Origin of the sequence: Streptomyces sp. NPDC045470 (assembly GCF_040646595.1) — a bacterium.
Taxonomy (GTDB): domain Bacteria; phylum Actinomycetota; class Actinomycetes; order Streptomycetales; family Streptomycetaceae; genus Streptomyces.
Window position 1 is genome coordinate 78465 of the sequence record NZ_JBEZAN010000024.1, and the last position, 17541, is coordinate 96005.

General features: G+C 71.4%; 18 protein-coding genes. 12 read left to right on the forward strand and 6 right to left on the reverse strand.

The annotated features are described in order from the left end of the window. Positions 1-3 precede the first annotated feature (3 nt). Positions 4-624, reverse strand: coding sequence for a DUF47 family protein (locus AB0A97_RS37165; protein ID WP_003983068.1), 621 nt, complete (start codon positions 622-624; stop codon positions 4-6). Positions 625-818: 194 nt separating this feature from the next. Between AB0A97_RS37165 and AB0A97_RS37170 the strand changes: the two genes are divergently transcribed. Continuing rightward, positions 819-1220 (forward strand): metal-sensitive transcriptional regulator, encoded by a 402-nt coding sequence (locus AB0A97_RS37170; RefSeq protein WP_361159024.1) that lies wholly within the window; start codon positions 819-821, stop codon positions 1218-1220. A 58-nt stretch (positions 1221-1278) separates the two neighbouring features. Here AB0A97_RS37170 and AB0A97_RS37175 read toward each other — a convergent pair whose 3' ends face one another. Further along, positions 1279-1473 (reverse strand): hypothetical protein, encoded by a 195-nt coding sequence (locus AB0A97_RS37175; RefSeq protein WP_361159026.1) that lies wholly within the window; start codon positions 1471-1473, stop codon positions 1279-1281. 221 nt (positions 1474-1694) lie between these two features. Beyond that, positions 1695-2681: a hypothetical protein gene (locus AB0A97_RS37180; RefSeq protein WP_361159029.1), complete on the reverse strand. Its 987-nt coding sequence runs from the start codon at positions 2679-2681 to the stop codon at positions 1695-1697. A gap of 145 nt (positions 2682-2826) precedes the next feature. On the opposite strand from AB0A97_RS37180, the gene AB0A97_RS37185 reads away from it, so the two are divergent. Then, positions 2827-3009 carry a hypothetical protein gene (locus AB0A97_RS37185; RefSeq protein WP_361159032.1) on the forward strand — a complete coding sequence of 61 codons (183 nt, stop codon included), beginning with the start codon at positions 2827-2829 and terminating at the stop codon, positions 3007-3009. 219 nt (positions 3010-3228) lie between these two features. After that, positions 3229-4818, forward strand: a complete 1590-nt coding sequence (locus AB0A97_RS37190) for an FAD-binding oxidoreductase (RefSeq protein ID WP_361159035.1) — start codon at positions 3229-3231, stop codon at positions 4816-4818. Between the two features lie 83 nt (positions 4819-4901). Here the strand turns inward: AB0A97_RS37190 and AB0A97_RS37195 are convergent, their stop codons facing one another. Both AB0A97_RS37195 and AB0A97_RS37200 read right to left on the reverse strand, forming a co-directional pair. After that, positions 4902-5600 carry a phosphatase PAP2 family protein gene (locus tag AB0A97_RS37195; RefSeq protein WP_361159038.1) on the reverse strand — a complete coding sequence of 233 codons (699 nt, stop codon included), beginning with the start codon at positions 5598-5600 and terminating at the stop codon, positions 4902-4904. A gap of 209 nt (positions 5601-5809) precedes the next feature. Then, positions 5810-6814: a bifunctional lytic transglycosylase/C40 family peptidase gene (locus AB0A97_RS37200; protein WP_361159041.1), complete on the reverse strand. Its 1005-nt coding sequence runs from the start codon at positions 6812-6814 to the stop codon at positions 5810-5812. 341 nt (positions 6815-7155) lie between these two features. Between AB0A97_RS37200 and AB0A97_RS37205 the strand changes: the two genes are divergently transcribed. The 8 genes from AB0A97_RS37205 to AB0A97_RS37240 all read left to right on the forward strand — a co-directional run bounded on the left by AB0A97_RS37205 (position 7156) and on the right by AB0A97_RS37240 (position 15927). Continuing rightward, entirely contained in the window at positions 7156-7488 is a 333-nt protein-coding gene (locus AB0A97_RS37205) for a Scr1 family TA system antitoxin-like transcriptional regulator (RefSeq protein ID WP_361159072.1), read from the forward strand. Positions 7489-7551: 63 nt separating this feature from the next. Next, entirely contained in the window at positions 7552-7773 is a 222-nt protein-coding gene (locus tag AB0A97_RS37210; protein WP_125045682.1) for a DUF397 domain-containing protein, read from the forward strand. A 240-nt stretch (positions 7774-8013) separates the two neighbouring features. Then, positions 8014-8322: a hypothetical protein gene (locus AB0A97_RS37215; RefSeq protein WP_030021086.1), complete on the forward strand. Its 309-nt coding sequence runs from the start codon at positions 8014-8016 to the stop codon at positions 8320-8322. Between the two features lie 609 nt (positions 8323-8931). Next, on the forward strand, positions 8932-9780 hold the full coding sequence (locus AB0A97_RS37220; RefSeq protein ID WP_361159044.1) for a hypothetical protein: 849 nt from the start codon (positions 8932-8934) through the stop codon (positions 9778-9780). Next, entirely contained in the window at positions 9770-11146 is a 1377-nt protein-coding gene (locus AB0A97_RS37225; RefSeq protein ID WP_361159047.1) for a hypothetical protein, read from the forward strand. Before AB0A97_RS37220 ends, AB0A97_RS37225 begins: the two co-directional genes overlap by 11 nt. Further along, entirely contained in the window at positions 11143-12705 is a 1563-nt protein-coding gene (locus AB0A97_RS37230; RefSeq protein ID WP_361159050.1) for an SCO6880 family protein, read from the forward strand. The genes AB0A97_RS37225 and AB0A97_RS37230 overlap by 4 nt, the downstream gene beginning before the upstream one ends. A gap of 28 nt (positions 12706-12733) precedes the next feature. Then, positions 12734-14158, forward strand: coding sequence for an ATP-binding protein (locus tag AB0A97_RS37235; protein ID WP_361159074.1), 1425 nt, complete (start codon positions 12734-12736; stop codon positions 14156-14158). A gap of 110 nt (positions 14159-14268) precedes the next feature. After that, positions 14269-15927 carry a type VI secretion protein gene (locus tag AB0A97_RS37240; protein ID WP_361159076.1) on the forward strand — a complete coding sequence of 553 codons (1659 nt, stop codon included), beginning with the start codon at positions 14269-14271 and terminating at the stop codon, positions 15925-15927. Positions 15928-15938: 11 nt separating this feature from the next. Here AB0A97_RS37240 and AB0A97_RS37245 read toward each other — a convergent pair whose 3' ends face one another. Continuing rightward, positions 15939-16481, reverse strand: a complete 543-nt coding sequence (locus AB0A97_RS37245; protein ID WP_361159053.1) for a GNAT family N-acetyltransferase — start codon at positions 16479-16481, stop codon at positions 15939-15941. A gap of 129 nt (positions 16482-16610) precedes the next feature. Between AB0A97_RS37245 and AB0A97_RS37250 the strand changes: the two genes are divergently transcribed. After that, positions 16611-17423 carry a DUF6796 family protein gene (locus AB0A97_RS37250; RefSeq protein ID WP_361159079.1) on the forward strand — a complete coding sequence of 271 codons (813 nt, stop codon included), beginning with the start codon at positions 16611-16613 and terminating at the stop codon, positions 17421-17423. Positions 17424-17541: the final 118 nt, after the last annotated feature.

Sequence of the window (17541 nt, forward strand, 5' to 3'; positions counted from 1 at the left end):
AGGTCAGGACTCCTTGACCGCGATCGTCTCGACCGTATTGGCGACATGCTCGAAGGCGTCGGCCGCCTCTTCCAGGATGTCCACGATCTGCTTGAGCTTGAGCACCTCGATGGCGTCGTACTTGCCGTTGAACAGGTGCGCGAGCAGCTTGCGGTGGATCTGGTCGGCCTGGTTCTCCAGGCGGTTGACCTCGATCCAGTACTCGGTGAGGTTGGACATCGTCCGCAGGTTCGGCATCGCCTCGGCGGTCAGCTCCGCCGCCCGCGCCAGGACCTCGATCTGCTGCTCGACGCCCTTGGGCAGCTCCTCGATGCTGTAGAGGACGACGAGATCGACGGCCTCCTCCATGAAGTCCATGATGTCGTCGAGCTTCGAGGCGAGGTTGTAGATGTCCTCGCGGTCGAACGGCGTGATGAACGAGGAGTTCAGCTGGTGGAAGATCGCGTGGGTCGCGTCGTCCCCCGCGTGCTCCGCCGCCCGCATCCTCTCGGCGATCTCTGTCCGCGCGGAGGCGTCCGCCCCGAGCAGTTCCATCAGGAGCTTCGAGCCTGTGACGATGTTGTCCGCGGACGCGGCGAACATGTCGTAGAAGCTCGTCTCCCTGGGGGTCAGACGAAAGCGCACGTGAAATCCTCGGGGTGCATCGGATTCGGTCGAGTTGATGCTAGGCGCATCATCCAGCCACTGCTAACCGGCATTCCTTCAGTGTCGCCCATCGGGCACCATGCTCTGCACGGGGTACCGCCCGCGCCTGCGAATTTCTGTACCATATACCCGCTAGGGGTATATGGAACGCCTACGTACCACGGGAGATGGCCATGACGACCACGGACGCCGACACCAACGGCACCACCGCAGCCGCCGCGGCCCGCCCCGCCGACGGGCCGGTAACCGCCCTCGGCACCGACCCCGCCGCCGTCACCGCTCACGATCTGGGCATCCACGGTTACGCGCAGCAGAAGGACGCACACCTCAAGAGGCTGCGCCGGATCGAGGGCCAGATCCGCGGTCTCCAGCGGATGCTGGAAGAAGATGTGTACTGCATCGACATACTCACCCAGGTGTCGGCGAGCACGAAGGGATTGCAGTCCTTCGGCCTCCAGCTCCTGGAGGAGCACCTGCGGCACTGCGTCGCCGACGCCGCCGTCAAGGGCCCCGAGGCCATCGACGAGAAGGTCAAGGAAGCCACCAAGGCCATCGAGCGGATGCTGCGCACCTGACCGCGGCCGCCGGACGCGGGTGCCGCGCAGCACCGTCACGCCCGGCGCCGCCGCCCTGTCACCTGCGGTTCCCGGGTCCGTGACCCGTTCGCACGCGGTCCGCGTCCACGTCCAGCACCTCGTCGATACGGTCCGAGCTGAGCCGATCCTCGCTCGCGGCGGCCGCCGCGATCATCAACTCACCAGTCAGGTCGATCTCGACGAGGGCCACGTGGTCCTGAACCGTCGAGTTGCGGTGTCCGGCCACGTACAACACCTCCTCCTTCGAGCGCCTCCCCACTCTTCTGGTGGTTACCGCCCAGAGTAGGTACGGGCGCACGCTCCGCGCATGGCACGGATGGACCATTTCCGCCAGTTCGCACAGGCCGTGGAGACGTGCCCCGGACACCGCGGTCCGAGTCGGGGCCGAGCCCGCCGGCCCGCGCTGCCCGGCCGACCGTGACGGCCGTGGTCAGCCGCCCGTGGCGACCGTGCTCAGCCGCCCGTGGCGGCGACCTTGCCCGTGTAGATGTCGTCCCGGTCGGGCAGCCGGACCGGAACCGGCGCCCCGAAGCCGTACAGCGTGGTGGTGGAGGTCACCGACGTGCCGCCCGTCGTGCCGTTGGCGAAGCGGAAGCGCTGGCGCACCTTGCGCAGCCGCCCGGCGTCGTCCAGATACGCGTCGAAGGCCACCACGTCGGTGGTGAAGCCTTTCTCCGCCGCGGTCAGCGCGGGCCGGAACGCGGCGGACGCCGCGCGCGCCGCCGACCCGATGTCCGTCGTCCCGCTGAAGTGCCGCACCGGGACGCCGTCCAGCCGCTCCCGCCCCTCGTACGTCACCTCCCGCACCCCCCGCAGCAGCTCGGCGGCGGCCATCGGGTCGGTCGCGCCGCCGGTGACGAGATTGCCGTCGGCCAGCGAGGCGGTGTCCACCCGTACCCACTTGCCGGCCGGCACGCCCGCCCCGCGGTTCTTCATGTACAGCGCGGACGGCGTGAGGATCTCCGTGATCGTGCGGTGCGCGCCGCTCCCGTCGCCGGTGTCCGGCAGCCGTACGTTCAGCTGCCCGATCCGCTCGCGGTAGTCGTGGCCGCCGGTCCCCCGGATGGCGACGCGGGTGCCGCCGCTGACGGTCTCCAGCTCCGTACGCACCCGGGAGGTGCCGGCCCGGACCAGCGCGTCGGCACTGGCGCGCAGGGCCGCGGCGTAGTCCGTACGGCCGGACGGGGCACCGGCGTCCGCCGGGCCGGCGGCATCCCGCGGCCCGGCGGACGACCGGCCGCCCGGTGGGCGGGCACGGTCGGTGAAGGGCGGCCCGGCCGCGGACCCGCCCACCGGGCCGTCTGCGGAGCGGCCGGCCGAGGTGTGATCGTCGGCCGCCGCCCCGTTGGGGGAGCAGCCCGTGGTGAGCAGCCCGGCCACCAGGCCCGCCCCGCACACGGCGGCCGCGACGGCGCCGCCTCGCCTGTCCTGCACCACCATCGCGTACGAGCCCCCTCGGCCGCTCTGCTCGTGAAGTTGCGGACCGGGATGTTCCGGTTGTCCGGACCACCACGACCCGTTCCGTTCAACGACTGTTCAGCCCGCTTCGTCACGCCCGTACACCCCGGGCGCGTACGGTGGCGCCGTGCAGGACCGAGCAGCACAGGAGCCGACAGCGCCGCCCTCCGGGGCGTCCGACCACCGGACCACCACCACCGAACGAGGTTCGTTCTGCCTGGCCCGCTGCATCTGCGGCTGGCACGGCCCGGCGCGCCGGGCCCGCTCCCAGGCACGGACGGACGCGGAACAGCACCACCGGACGGGGTGAGCGCCACCCCCGCCGGCCGGCCCCGGGCGGGCGCGCCGTACCCGCCCGGCAGACCGGTTCCGGGCGGGCAGCCGCACCCGCCCGGCAGACCCTCCATAACCGCCCGTAGAGCCCCGTCGGCACGCCCCTGGAACCTCCCCGGGCCCCCGTCCCATCTGGGTAGGGGGAAGCATCCACGGCGCGCGGACCCGCAAAGGGTTCCAAAAGGGGCAGTTCACAATGAAGCGGCGCACGATACTGGCAGCCGGCGGCGGACTCGCGGCGGCGACCGCCGGCTTGACCACCGCCTGCAGCACCGACACCGGCCACGCGAACACCCCCGGCGGCACGGCGTCCGGCGGCGTCGGCCTCAACACCAGCTCGCAGGCGGGCAGGCCCCCGGCCGCCAAGGCGTCGTGGGACGCGCTGCGCAAGAGCCTCGACGGCAAGCTCGTCCGCGCCGGCGAAGCCTCGTACGACGCGGCCCGCCGCCTGTACAACACCCGTTACGACAACCTGAAGCCCGCGGCCGTCGCCTACGTCCGCCACCCGGCCGACATAGCCGAGTGCCTGTCCTTCGCCCGCCGCCACAACGCCCCCGTCGCGATACGCAACGGGGGTCACTCATATGCCGGTTGGTCCAGCGGCAACGGCAAGCTCGTCATCGACGTGTCCGCTCTGAACTCGGTCTCCGCGCCGTCCGGCGGCATCACCCGCATCGGCGCCGGCGCCAAGCTCATCGAGGTCTACGAGGGCCTGGGCCGGCACAACGTCACGATCCCCGGCGGCTCCTGCCCGTCCGTCGGCATATCCGGCCTCACCCTCGGCGGCGGTCACGGCGTCGCGTCCCGCGCCTACGGCCTGACCTGCGACAGTCTCGTCGGCGCCACCGTCGTCACCGCCGACGGCAAGACCGTCGAGTGCGACGCCAAGCGCAACAGCGACCTCTTCTGGGCCCTGCGCGGCGCCGGGAACGGCAACTTCGGCGTGGTCACCGCACTGCGCTTCCGCACCCACGCGGCGCCCCGCTCGGTGATGGCCTACCTGACCTGGCCCTGGGCCAAGGCCACCGCCCTGCTCCGCTCCTGGCAGGAGTGGGGCCCCACCCAGCCCGACGAAATATGGTCGTCCCTGCACCTGGACGCGCACCCCGGCGGCACCCCGACCGTCTCCGTCGCCGCCTTCTCCCTCGGCTCCTACGGCGACCTCCAGAACGCCGTCGACGAACTGGCCGACCGCGCGGGCGGCCCCGGGCCGGCGAAGTCCGTACGCCTGACTCCCACCTCGTACCTCGACGCGATGGAGTCCTACGCGGGCTGTTCCACGAAGACCACCGAACAGTGCCACCTGCCGGGCGCCCTCCCCGGCCGCAGCGCCACCGGCAAGCTCGCCCGCGAGACGTACGCCGCCCGCTCCGACTTCTACGACCGCTCGCTCGACGCGGCCGGCCTCCGGGCCCTGCTCGGCCAGATCGAGGCCGCGAGCCGCAAGGGCGTCGCCGGAAACGCGTCACTGACCGCGCTGGGCGGGGCGATCAACCGGGTCCGCCCCACCGACACCGCCTTCGTGCACCGCCGGTCGCGCTTCCTCGCGCAGTACCTGGCGTCCTGGAAGGCGGGCGGCACGGGCGCCGCGCAGAGCGCCTGGCTGAACGGCATCCACGGCGCGATGCGGCGCTACGCCTCGGGCGCCGCCTACCAGAACTACACGGACGCGGCCCTGACCGACTGGAAGAAGGCCTACTACGGCCCGGCCGCCGGCCGCCTCACCGAGCTGAAGCGGCAGTACGACCCGAACGGGCTGTTCAGGACGTTCCCGCAGGCCCTGTGACGGCACGTCCGTCCCCCCGTACGACGAGGGAGGACCGGGCTGTCGGCCCCGGTCCTCCCTCGTCGTCCGCTCCGTGGTCCCGGCTACGCCGCCAGGTCCTCGTCCCGCTCCTCGCGCGCCACCGGCGGTACGGCCGCCACCGGCTCGGAGACCGCGCGGGGCGCCGGGCCGCCGGCCCGGACGAGCCACCAGGCGGGCGAGCGCCCCACAGCCGTCGTCACCGGGACGAGCATCGCCTGCGCCACCGGCGCCAGCAGCAGCGCCACCGCCGTACCGAGCGCGAAGCCGCCGATGACGTCCGTCGGGTAGTGCACGCCCATGTAGACCCGGCAGAACCCTTCCAGCAGCGCCAGGCCGATACCGATCAGCCCGTACACGCGGTGCGCGATGAACAGCCCCACGCCGACCGCCATGGTCAGCGTCGCGTGGTCGCTCACGAACGAGAAGTCCGTCTTGCCGGGAATGAGCACTTCCAGTCCCGCATGGACCCGGAACGGCCGGGGCCGCTCCACCACCGCCCGGATCGGTATGTTGGCCAGCAGCGCCACCCCGGCGGCCAGCGGCGCCCAGACCAGGCCCGCCACCGCGCCCGGCGCGTCCCGCCGCCTGCGCGCACCCCACCAGGCGATCAGACACAGCACGGCGAGCGCGGCGATGAGGCCGTACTCACCCACGAACTTCGTGGCGCGGTTGAGCCACTCCGGTGCGTCCTTCGCGAGGCCGTTGATGCCGTCGAGCACGTTCACATCGGGGTTCGACCCGTCCATTGCGAGTCCAGCCATCTGCCGCGGCCCCTTACCTTTCGCGCGCGCGAGCGCCGTGTGAGTGCTGCCAACCCCCGTGGTCGTCGGGCGTGGCCGGATTTCCACGGCCTCGCCATGTCTCCATGCCCAGGAAACGCGATGGACAGCCGAGCCGTTCCAGCTTCCACCGGATGATCACCAGGACGTTATCGAAGAGAGACTGATGTCCGCAGTTCAGGGCCCCATGTTCACGCAACGTTCGACCGGGGCAGCGCTTTCGCGCCATCTTCGGTGACGCGGGTCGCACCGATGTAGTCCGGCGTGTCGATCTTGTCGAAGCGGATCACCGCTCCCGTGTACGGAGCGTTGATCATGTAGCCGCCGCCCACGTAGATCCCCACGTGGTGGATGGACCGCGGATCGTTCAGGTTGTGCGCGAAGAACACCAGGTCCCCGGGGAGCAGCTCGTCCCGCTTCGGGTGCGGCCCGGCGTTCCACTGGTCGTTCGCCACCCGCGGCAGCTCGATGTCCACCGAGTGGTACGCCGCCTTCGTCAGCCCCGAGCAGTCGAACCGCCCGTCCTGGTCCGGCGTGCCGTTCCCGCCCCACAGGTAGGGCTTGCCCAGTTGCTCCTGCGCGAAGGTGATCGCGGCGGCCGCCTGCCGGGACGCCGGGACCCGCCCCACCGGCGCCTCGAAGCTCTTGGCGAGGGTCGTGATGATCCTCACGTAGTTCTGCGTCTCGCGGATCGCCGGCACCCCGCCCGCCTTGATGACCCGGTACGCGCCCGCGTTGTACGCCGCGAGCATGTTGTGCGCCGGGTCGCCGGGCACGTCCTTCACGTACTTCGCCAGCTCGCAGTCGTACGACGCCGCCGACGGGATCGCGTCCGCCGGGTCCCACACGTCCCGCCGGCCGTCCCCGTTGCCGTCGATGCCGTGCGAAGCCCACGTACCGGGAATGAACTGGGCGATCCCCTGCGCCGCCGCCGGGCTCTGCGCCTTCGGGTTCCAGCCGCTCTCCTGGTACAGCTGCGCGGCCAGCAACGCCGGATTGATGGCGGGACACAGATTGCCCCACTTCTGCACCAGCGGCTGGTACGACGCCGGCACCGCGCCCTTCGCCAGCCCCACCGCCCGGCCCGCGCCGCCCGCCAGGCCCGCGGCGGCGGTGTACGTGCCCACCACGAGCAGCGCGAGGAAGCAGAGCACCAGCCCGACCCCGACCCCACCGGCCACCCAGTATTTGCGCACCCCTCAACCCTCCCCCATACGGGCGCGTTTCACCGCCGTTTTCGTCATGTACCTCACCACACGACGGCTGTACGGGCCCACACCCACGCCCCCGTGAACCGCCCGGGGCGCGCGGCCCCGCCCCGCTCCCGCCCCCTCACTCCCCCAGCCCGAACCGGACCGGCTCCCCGCCACCCGGCCCGTGCCGGCCCACACCCCGGCCGTCGGCGCATGCCCCGGGCCTCTCCGGCGACCGGGCCGCCGCCCTGACCGACGCCGCCCGCCAGCGCGTCAGCCACATCGAGAGCGACCGCGTCCACGTCCCGTGCAACGGCCTCCACCACCTCCTGCGCTCCACCGCCATCCGTATGCACGCGCCCTCCGTCGTGCCGGGCATGTTGCAGGCCGCCGATTACGCCCGCGCGTTGAGCGACATGGCGGAGGGGACCGACCGGAACGAGGCCGTCGACCTCTACGTCGACTTCCGTATCGCCCGCCAGCACGTCATCCGGCCGGTGCGTGGAGGTGGCCGCGAACACGAACGGACCGATCCTCTGCCCGGAGTGCGACCGGCCAGGGGTGGCCGCCCGTGTGGGCGCCCGCGCCTGGGCCGCGTTCCTCCGGGACGCCAGGACGGGGAGCGGCCCCCCGGAGCGACACCCACCCGTCCCCGAGCCGCCCCTGACGGGCCGTAAAGTCCTCCGCGTACGAGTGAGTGCACGAGGTCACCGCCCACCGCGGACCCGACGGAGGAACTGATGCCGACCACCCCCACTCCCCCCGAGAACCTCACCTGGCAGAAAGCCACGGACGACGAGAGCGCGCCCGAGTACATCGAGGTCGCCTTCGGGGCCGACGGCAACGTCTACCTGCGGACGAACACCGAGCCTGACAACGTCGTGGTCACCACGCGCGTCAAGTGGGACGCCTTCGTCCTGGGGGTGAAGGCCGGCGAGTTCGACCACTTCGTGGGGCTCTGAGCAGCGCCCGTCACGGCGCACCATTCGAACATTGCCCGGTGTGATCGGCCGTGATACACACGGTGACACCGACGGGTCCCCGGGCGACGCACGTCCCCGTACGCACGCAATCCCCACGGGATCCGTCAAAGAAAGCCGCCAAGTCGACATCTGGTGGCGGTTTTGTCAGCGAAGATAGATGCTGGCCCGTACCGTGTGGCGCGGGTACGCAACAACCCATAAGGGGCGGTGAGTTCATTCATGCACTTGGCGGCCGAAAAGGGCGACATCACCACCATCATTGGCGGAATCGCCCCGGACTGGGGCCCGTTCGGGACACTGGGCAACGAGGCACGCGTCATGATCGAAGTGGTCATGGCAGTAGCGATTCTGCTCTGTCTCGGCATCGCGATCTGGGGCGCGGCGAAACAGCGCATCGGCGCCACCGCGCTGCGCGACACGTTCAGCGCCGAACAGGGCAAGGGCCTCATCGTGGCCGGCCTGACCGGTGTCTTCATCATCGGGTCGCTCGGCACGCTCTTCACGATCGTGTACGGGATGGCCGTGTAGCCGGGGCGGTCGGCGACGGCCGCGCCGGCACCCCGGGAGGGCCCGGCCGCCCCGTACGGACGACGGGCCGACGGCCCGGCCGGCGAACGGACAGGCCTTGCGGGCCGCAGCCGCCCCTGTAGCACCACTGCGCCCCACCGCCCCCTCCCATCACCCCGAATCCCCTCGTCCACGCCTCGCACGCCCCCGGCGCAGCGCACCACGGACCGCCTCCTCCCGTACGCCCCGCCGGCCGCCCGCACCACAGCCCCTCCTCACCTCCCCCACCACCGGCCACACCCCACCGCCGAGAGCACCCGCCGATGCCCGCTCATTCCGCCCCGAACCGTTCCGCTTTGCGCCACTCCGGCGAGCAACGGTCCGATTGGGCCGCGTACCGGGCGGGGACACAAGGGCTTGGCGGGGACCGAGCGGCAGCCGCGGCCCACGGGGTGACCGCAAGTGCCGCAGAGTCCCCCATTCGCCTCTTCCGCCCGACATCTGAGGTCCCGTCACGGTGAGATCTACTCGTACCACTGCGCCCGAGCCGCTGCCCGCGCGGCTACGGTCATATACGGGCGGCAAAAGGACAGCAGGGACGGCCAGGTCGGTTGAGGGGGCACAGGCACGATGAGTCTCAGCGATGGCGGTGGATACGGCGGTGGCGAGCCGGGCGGCCCGGACACGGGCGGCCAGACCCGCACCAGACTCCCCGACGGCGGCGGCGACCCGTACGGGGGCGGCCGCCGCACCCGTACGGGCTCCTCCAGCCGGAACCTGATCACGATCGTCGGCGTGGTGGTCCTCCTGATCGCCGCCATCGCCTTCGCGAACCGGGGCGGGGACGGGCCGGGGGCGGGCGACGACAACGCTAAGGAAGCCGACGCCCGCTCCACCGCGCCGACCGGCACCAAGCCGGTCGAGGGCAAGAACGGCGGCATCGCGTCGGGCTTCGCGAAGACGGAGCAGGGGGCACAGTCGGCGGCGGCGAATTACGCGGTGGCGCTCAACAGTGACGGCATGTACGAGAAGGACCGACGGCGGACGATAGTCACCACGGTGTACGCGCCGGACGTGGCGGCAGCCCGCGAGAACGCCCTCGACAAGGCGTACGGCAACCCCAAGTTCCTCGGCCGGATCGGGCTCAAGCCCGACGGCCGGGCCCCCGACGGCTCGACGTTCGTCTCCCGGGCCAACCCGGTCGGCACCAAGGTCGAGAAGTTCTCGGGTGCCGCGGCCAAGGTCTCGGTCTGGTACTCGGCCCTCTTCGGCATCGCCGGAGCCGATTCCAAGAACCCGGTCGCGGAGGGGTGGTACACGAACACCTTCGACCTGCGGTGGATCGACGGGGACTGGAAGATCACCGACTTCACGCAGAAGGACGGTCCGGCTCCGGTCGGCCGGGACCAGACCGCGTCGTCGGCCGAGGAGATGTCCAAGGCTGTGCAAGGTTTCGGAGGGTTCACGTATGCCCGCTAACCATCGTCGTCGCGTTCTCTCCCTCGCCGCACTGGTGACGGGCGTACAGACGGCTGTCCTCCTCCTGGCGTCACGCGCCTTCGCGGAGCCGAGCCCCACCCCCACCCCCACACCCACGGGCACGGGCAGCCCTTCGGCGAGCCCCTCTCCGAGCAACGAGGCATGCGACCTCATTCGCGGCCTCGCCAGGGAATATTGCCAAGAGGGCGATAAAGCTGACACCACCCCCAAATCCCCCGGCGGCCTGACCGACAACAACCCCCTCGACCCCCTCACCTCCCTCGCCAAGGGCTGTGCCGACGCCGCCGCCTGGATCGTCAACAAGCTGTCCGACGCCGTGAAGGCGACCTCGCAGGTCGACTTCACCAACGCGGCCTTCCTGAAGCAGTACGCCGTCGTCTTCGCCGCCTCCACCGTGCTGACGCTCGTGCTGTGGCTGCTCGCCGTCGCCAAGCGCGCCGTGCGCGGCGTGCGGCTGACGGAGGCGATCAGTGAGGCGATCGGGTTCCTGTGGCTGACCGTGCTCGCCTCCGCGTTCACGCCGCTGATCCTGTACACCGTCGTCTCCGCGACGGACGGCATCACCGAGATCATCGCGAAGGGGACGGGCGCGCAGACCGACACCTTCTTCGGTGCGTTCGCGGCGGCCCTGAAGAAGGACACGGACATCGGTGGCGGCCCGATCATGCTGATCGTGGTCTCGCTGGTCTCGGTGCTGGCAGCCGGTGTGCTCTGGCTGGAGCTGGTGATCCGGGCGGCCCTGCTGTACGTGGGCGCGCTGCTCGGCACGGTCGTCTACGCGGGCCTGGTCGACAAGAACATGTGGGGGCACGTCCGCCGCTGGGCGGGCATCATGATCGCGGTGATCATGGTGAAACCGGTCATCGTGATCGTCCTGGGCATCGCCGGCGCGCTCACCACCGGCGACGGCCCGAACGCCATCTCGGCCGTCGTCTCCGGCCTCGCGATCATCCTGCTGGCCATCTTCGCCAGCGCCGTGATCTACCGTTTCGTGCCCGGTTTCGGCGACGAGATGGTCTCGGCCCGTACGAACAAGAAGCAGGCCACCGAGGGCTCACAGGCCGCAGCCGTGATCTCCTCGCCCGCCGCGCTGGTGTCCCAGGGCATCAAGACGCACAGTTCCCGCAGGTCCGGCGGGGGCGGCCAGGAGCAGGGCGGCGGCCAGGCCCGGCCCGCCGACGCGGTCTCCGGCGGTGTGGCCGCCCACGGCAGCCGCGGCGGCTCCGGCGGCCGCGTCCCGGCCCCCGCCTCGCCCGCCCCCCGTTCGCGTCCGTCCCCCGGTTCCAGCTCCGGCTCCACCGGCACCGCCCGCTCCGGCAAGACCTCAGGAGGTGACGGGCGTTGACGACCCAGTCCCACCCGATCGCGCCCCGCCGCACGTACCTGATCGGCCGCGCCCGCCCGAACGCGATCGTCGGCAAGAACCGCGAGACCGGCGAGATCGCGCTGATCATCGCGGGCGCGTTCCTCGGCATGGTGTGCGGCCTGCTGGTGCCGGTGCTGTCGCTGCGGATCGCCACCCTGACCGGCTTCCCGCTGCTGGCGATCGCCGCGGTCTACTTCCCGTACCGCGGCCGTACGTTCTACAAGTGGTTCGAGATCAACCGCAGCTACCGGCGTACGGTCCGCCGGGGCACGACGTACCGCTCCGGCGTCGCCGAGGCCGGGGTCCGGCTGGACGGCCGGGAGGTGGAGATCGGCCCGCCGCCCGGCATCGGCCGCATCAACTGGCTGACCGCCCCGTTCGGCCCGGACGAGATCGCCGTCCTGCTGCACGCCGACCGCCGTACGGTCACCGCCGCCATCGAGATCGAGGGACCGGGCGTCGGCCTGCGCGACAGCGAGGACCAGGAGGCCCTCGTGGAGCGGTTCGGCACACTGCTCAAGCACGTCGCCAACGGGGACGGCTTCGTCACCCGCCTCCAGATGCTGGCCCGTACGCTCCCCGCCGACCCCGACGCGCACGCCAAGGACGTCGCCCAGCGCGGCAACGCCGACTCCCCCGCCTGGCTCCAGGAGTCGTACGACCAGCTCCAGTCCATGGTCTCCACCTCCTCCGAGCAGCACCGCGCCTACCTGGTCGCCTGCATGCACTACACCCGCGAACTGGCCGCCGAGGCCCACACCATGGCGCGCGCCGCGCACCTGCACAACGGCGGACTGATCCGCAAGAAGCTGGACCGGGACGCGGGCCTGGCCGTCGTCATGGCACGCGAACTGACCGACATCTGCGCGCGGCTGGCCGAGGCCGACATCCGCGTGCGCCAGCCGCTCGGGCAGAGCCGGCTGTCGTCCCTGGTGCACTCCATGTACGACCCGGACCACCCCATCGACCACATCCAGGCGATGAGCCAGCGCAACGCCTGGCCGGCCGAGCTGGACGCGATGGAACCGACGTACCTCCAGGCCAAGACCCGTGAGTCGGCCACCCGCGCGCCGTGGTGCCACGCCACGGCCTGGGTCAAGGAGTGGCCGCTGACCCCGGTCGGCGTCAACTTCCTGGCGCCGTTGCTGGTGCACACTCCCGACGTCATCCGTACGGTGGCGGTCTGCATGGACCTGGAGCCCACCGAGATCGCGATCGAGCGGATGCTGACGGAGAAGACCAACGACGACGCGGAGGCCAGCCGGGCCGCCAAGATGAACCGGGTGGTCGACCCGCGCGACGTGGCCCACCACGGCCGCGTCGACCAGCGCGGCGAGGACCTGGCCTCGGGCGCCGCGGGCGTCAACCTCGTCGGCTACATCACCGTCTCCTCCCGCTCCCCGGAGGCACTGGCCCGCGACAAGCGCACCATCCGCGCCTCGGCGGGCAAGAGTTACCTCAAACTGGAGTGGTGCGACCGGGAACACCACCGCGCCTTTGTGAACACGCTGCCGTTCGCGACCGGGATCCGCCGCTAAGCCGCTGGGAGGCGCGTACGTCATGGCCATGCTCGATCCGCTCGCAGCGCTCACCGAGGCGTTCACCAGCTTCCTGTTCGGGAAGGTGGAGACGACGCGGCTTCCCGTACGGACCTCCACCGGCCAGGCCCAGGCCGTCTACCTGCCGACCGCCGCGCCGGGCCTGGGCGACTCCGGCGTGATCATCGGCCGCGAGGTCTACAGCGGCAAGGGCTACATCTACGACCCCTTCCAGCTCTACGGACAGCAGTTGCCGGCCCCGCACTGGCTGGTCCTCGGCGAGTCCGGCAACGGCAAGTCGGCGCTGGAGAAGACGTACGTCCTGCGCCAGCTCCGCTTCCGCGACCGGCAGGTCGTCGTCCTGGACGCCCAGGGCGAGGACGGCGTCGGCGAGTGGAACCTGATCGCCGAGCAGCTCGGCATCACCCCCATCCGCCTGGACCCCACCGCCGCCCTGAACGGCGGTATCCGCCTCAACCCCCTCGACCCGTCGATCACCACCACCGGCCAGCTCGCCCTGCTCCGTACGATCATCGAGGTCGCCATGGGCCGCGGCCTGGACGAGCGCTCCGGCTTCGCGCTCAAGGTGGCGCACGCGTACGTCAACGAGACGATCACCAACCGGCAGCCCGTACTGACCGACATCGTCGAACAGCTCCGCCACCCGGAGGAGGAGTCGGCGGAGGCCATGAACGTCGACATAGACGACGTACGCGCCTGGGGCCTGGACGTCGCGCTGGTCCTCGACCGGCTGGTCGACGGCGACCTGCGCGGCATGTTCGACGGCCCGACCACCGCTGGCATCGACCTCGACGCACCGCTGATCGTCTTCGACCTCTCGCACATCGACCGCAACTCGATCGCGATGCCCATCCTGATGGCGATCGTCGGCGTCTGGCTGGAGCACACCTGGATCCGCCCCGACCGGAAGAAACGGATCTTCCTCGTCGAGGAGGCCTGGCACATCATCAACTCGCCGTTCGTCGCCCAACTGTTCCAACGGCTGCTGAAGTTCGGCCGCCGCCTCGGCCTGTCCTTCGTCGCCGTCGTCCACCACCTCAGCGACGTGGTCGACGGCGCCGCCGCCAAGGAAGCCGCGGCGATCCTGAAGATGGCCTCCACCCGCACGATCTACGCCCAGAAGACCGACGAGGCCCGGGCCACCGGCGCCGTCCTGGGCCTGCCGCGCTGGGCCGTCGAGATCATCCCGACGCTCACCCCCGGCATCGCGGTGTGGGACGTCAACGGCAACGTCCAGGTCGTCAAACACCTGATCACCGAGGCGGAACGGCCGCTGGTCTACACCGACCGGGCGATGACCGAGAGCTCCGCGACGATGACGGAGGAAGCGCTCGCGATCGGGCGGGCGGCGGACGCGGAGGCCGAACAGCGGGCCGAAGCGCTGGCGCTGCGGCGGCAGTTCCGGGACGAGTCGAGCGAGACGGTGGCGTGAGGCGGGCATACGGGCACGGGGGCGGGGACGGGCGCGGTGGTACGGGCCCGCAGGGCGGCTCGGGAGGCGCAGGGGGCCCTGGCGGCCCGGGTGCCGGGCGGGGGCGCGGCATCCCCGACTCCCTCCTGATCGGCGTCCTCGCCTTCCTCCTCGGCCTCACCCTCCTGACCTGGACGGCGACCGGCCTGGCCGGACTCTTCACGCACGGCGCCTGGCCGGACGGGGTGACCTTCACCCGTACGCCCCTGGCCCTGCGCAGCCTCATAGGCGCCCCGCACGACCTCGCCGCCGCCTGGCCCGACACCCCGGCCGTACAGCTCTCCGGGTACGGGCTGTTCTGGGGCATCCTCATCAGCGAACTGCTGGTCCTGGTCGTCCTGACGGTCTTCGTCCTGGGGACGATCGCCCGCTACCGGGCCGTACGGGCCCATCGGCACGCTGTGGGCAAGGGGAGCGGGTGGGACGGGACCACTGGGGCCTTCGGGTGGGACGGGGCTGCTGAGACGGGTGCGGCCGCTGGCACGGGCGGGGCCGACGGGCAGAGCCAACCGGCGTCTGCGGACGGCCGATCCGCGGCTGCCGCCCCTCCCCCGGCCCCTACGCCCACCGCACCACCGCCCTACGCCTCTCCCGCCACGCCACTGCCGGCCTCGCAGCTTGCTGTGCCACCGATCTCGGAAGCCACAGTTCCAACGCCCTCGGGACGTGGGACACCACCGGCCTCGGGCCCCGCAGCGCCAGCGGCCTCATGGCTCACTCCTGCCGCAGCGGCCTCGGGGGCACCCGTGACGGCCGCCCCGACCCCCACACCGGCCTCACCAGAGACTCCTGCCGCTCCCACCCCGGCCGTCCACTACGGCACCGACCGCCGCCAGGCCGGCACGCTCGCCGCGGCCGCCGTCGCCGCCGCCGAAGGCCCCCTCGTCGTGGCCACCACCGACCCCGCCCTCTGGGCCGACACCAAGGACGGCCGCGCCAAACTGGGCCCGCTGCTGACCTACGACCCGCAGCACCTCCTGGACACCCCGGCCCGGATGCGCTGGTCCCCGACGTCCGGCTGCGAGGACATCGCCACCGCCACGGCCCGCGCGACCGCGCTCCTGGCCCCCGTACGCCCTTCCAGCACCCTCGACTCCACGGTGGCCGACGCCGCGACGACCCTGCTCCGCTGCTGGCTGCACGCCGCCGCCGTGGACGGGCGGCCCTTCCGCCAACTGCACCGCTGGGCCCACACCAAGGGCGCCGCGCACGAGCCCGTACGCATCCTGCGCACGAACCAGAAGGCGTCGGCGGGCCAGGCGGGCGAGCTGGAGTCCGTACTGACCGCGCACACGGAACGGCGCGAGATGGCTCAGGAGCTGGTCTCCCGCACCCTGGCGTCCCTGGCCTCGATCCACATCCGGGACGCCTGCAATCCGGCGCGAACCGATGCCCTCCTTCTCGAATCTTTCATCGACGAAGGGGGAACGCTCTACGTGGTAGGGGAATCCATCGAGGATCCGCGAACCACTCCGGGTGCGATGCCACTGTTCGTCGCACTCCTCTCCAACGTGGTCGAGCGCGGCCGCCGCATGGCCGAACGGTCATCCGCCGGTCGGCTCGACCCACCACTCACCCTCGTCCTGGACGACATCGCGGCGCTGGCGCCGTTCCCCGCTCTGCCCGGCCTCCTCGAAACCGGCCGTGCACAGGGCCTGTTGACGCTGGCCACGATGCGCTCCCGGGAACAGGCCCGCGCCCGCTGGCCCCGCACCCCGCTCCCGGACTGACCGGCGGCCCGCTACGCGCGCTCCAGCGCCATCTCCCGCTCGACAGCGGCCTCGTCCTTGGGATCGGCCATCGTCCGGCCGGTCTCCACGAAGCCCAGCGACCGGTAGAGGGCCGCCGCGCGGTCGTTCTCCTCGTGCACCCAGAGCCGTACGCGCTCCACCGCCGGTCCGGACCGGCTCCACGCCCACTCCACGGCAGCGGCGAACAGGTCGCGCACCAGCCCCGTGCCGCGGTGCTCCGGGCGTACGTAGACCCCCACGATGTGCGCCCACGGCGCCTCGCCGCCCCGCTCGTCCGCGCCCTCCTTCTCGACGAGCACGACGACCATCCCGCCCCAACTGCCGTCCGGTGCCTCGCCGATGAACGTCAGCGGGTCCCGGTCCTCGTCACTCCGCGCCGCCCGCCGCTGCCACACCTCGTCCGGGTACGCCGCGACCTTCTCGAACCCCTCGTTGAAGGCGATGCGCGCCATCGGATCGGAGAGTGCCGCCAGCCGGAGTTCCCTGAGCCGCTTCCACTCGTCCGCCTTGACCGGCCTGATCAGATACCCCATCGGCCCAGCATCCCAGCAGCCCGTCCCTCTGGCCACACGTAATTCTCCCTCCCCACCCCGCACTTACTAGTTAGGCTAGCCTCACCTAACTAACATTCTCCTCATGGAGGCACCGCCTTGCCCCGAGCCATGTCCCCCTCCCCCTCCGACCCAACGCCCCTCAAACCCACCGCGTCCGCGGAGCCCCACCCGACACCACCCGGACACCCCACCTCCCACCCCCGACCTCAACACCGCCCCCAAACCCTCACCGCCCTCCGCCTGGCCGGCATCGCCGGAATCCTGACCTCCGTGGCCTGGCTCGTCGGCGACATCCTGCTGCTCGGCAAGCCCATGGTGTCGCCGCACCAGTTCCCGATCCTCGACGCGTACGACGGCATGGCCCGCGACTCACTGGCCGCGATGCTCCCGGCCTCCACCACCCGCCTGGCCTGGGGCGCCCTGCTCGGCGTCCTGACCGGGCCGCTCTATCTCTACGCCTGCCGCCACTTCCGCCACGCCCTTCTCCCGCAACCCCGCCGCCTCGCCCTGCCGCCCTTCCTCCTCCTGACGGCCGGCTACGCGCTCGCCCCCTTCGCCCACGGATCGTTCTTCTACTGGGGCCAGGCCGCGAAGGCGGTGCACGAGTCCGGCGCCGACGCCGCGGCGCTGGTCACTCTTCCGGGCGACCTCGCCACAGTGCTCTTCATCCCGTACGCGGTACTCCTGGTCCTCTGGGGTGTCGGCTCCGTCTGGATGGCCGTCCTCGTCCTCCGCGGCGGCACCGCTCTGCCCCGTTGGATGTGCATCGCGAACCCGCTGGTCTGCACGCTGATCGGCACTCTCGTCACCAAGCTCTGGCCCGGTGCCGTGGGTACGGCCCTCCAAGGAGCTGCCCTGAGCGTCGCCAACCTGCTGCTCTTCTCCCTCACCACCGCGGTGTTCTGGAAGAAGACCGGCTGAAGAAAGCCGGCTGGCACTGTCCCGGAACGCAAAAAAGCTCCGGTCCCTGAACCAGAGGTTCAGGGACCGGAGCTGAAAAATTGTTCGGCGGCGTCCTACTCTCCCACAGGGTCCCCCC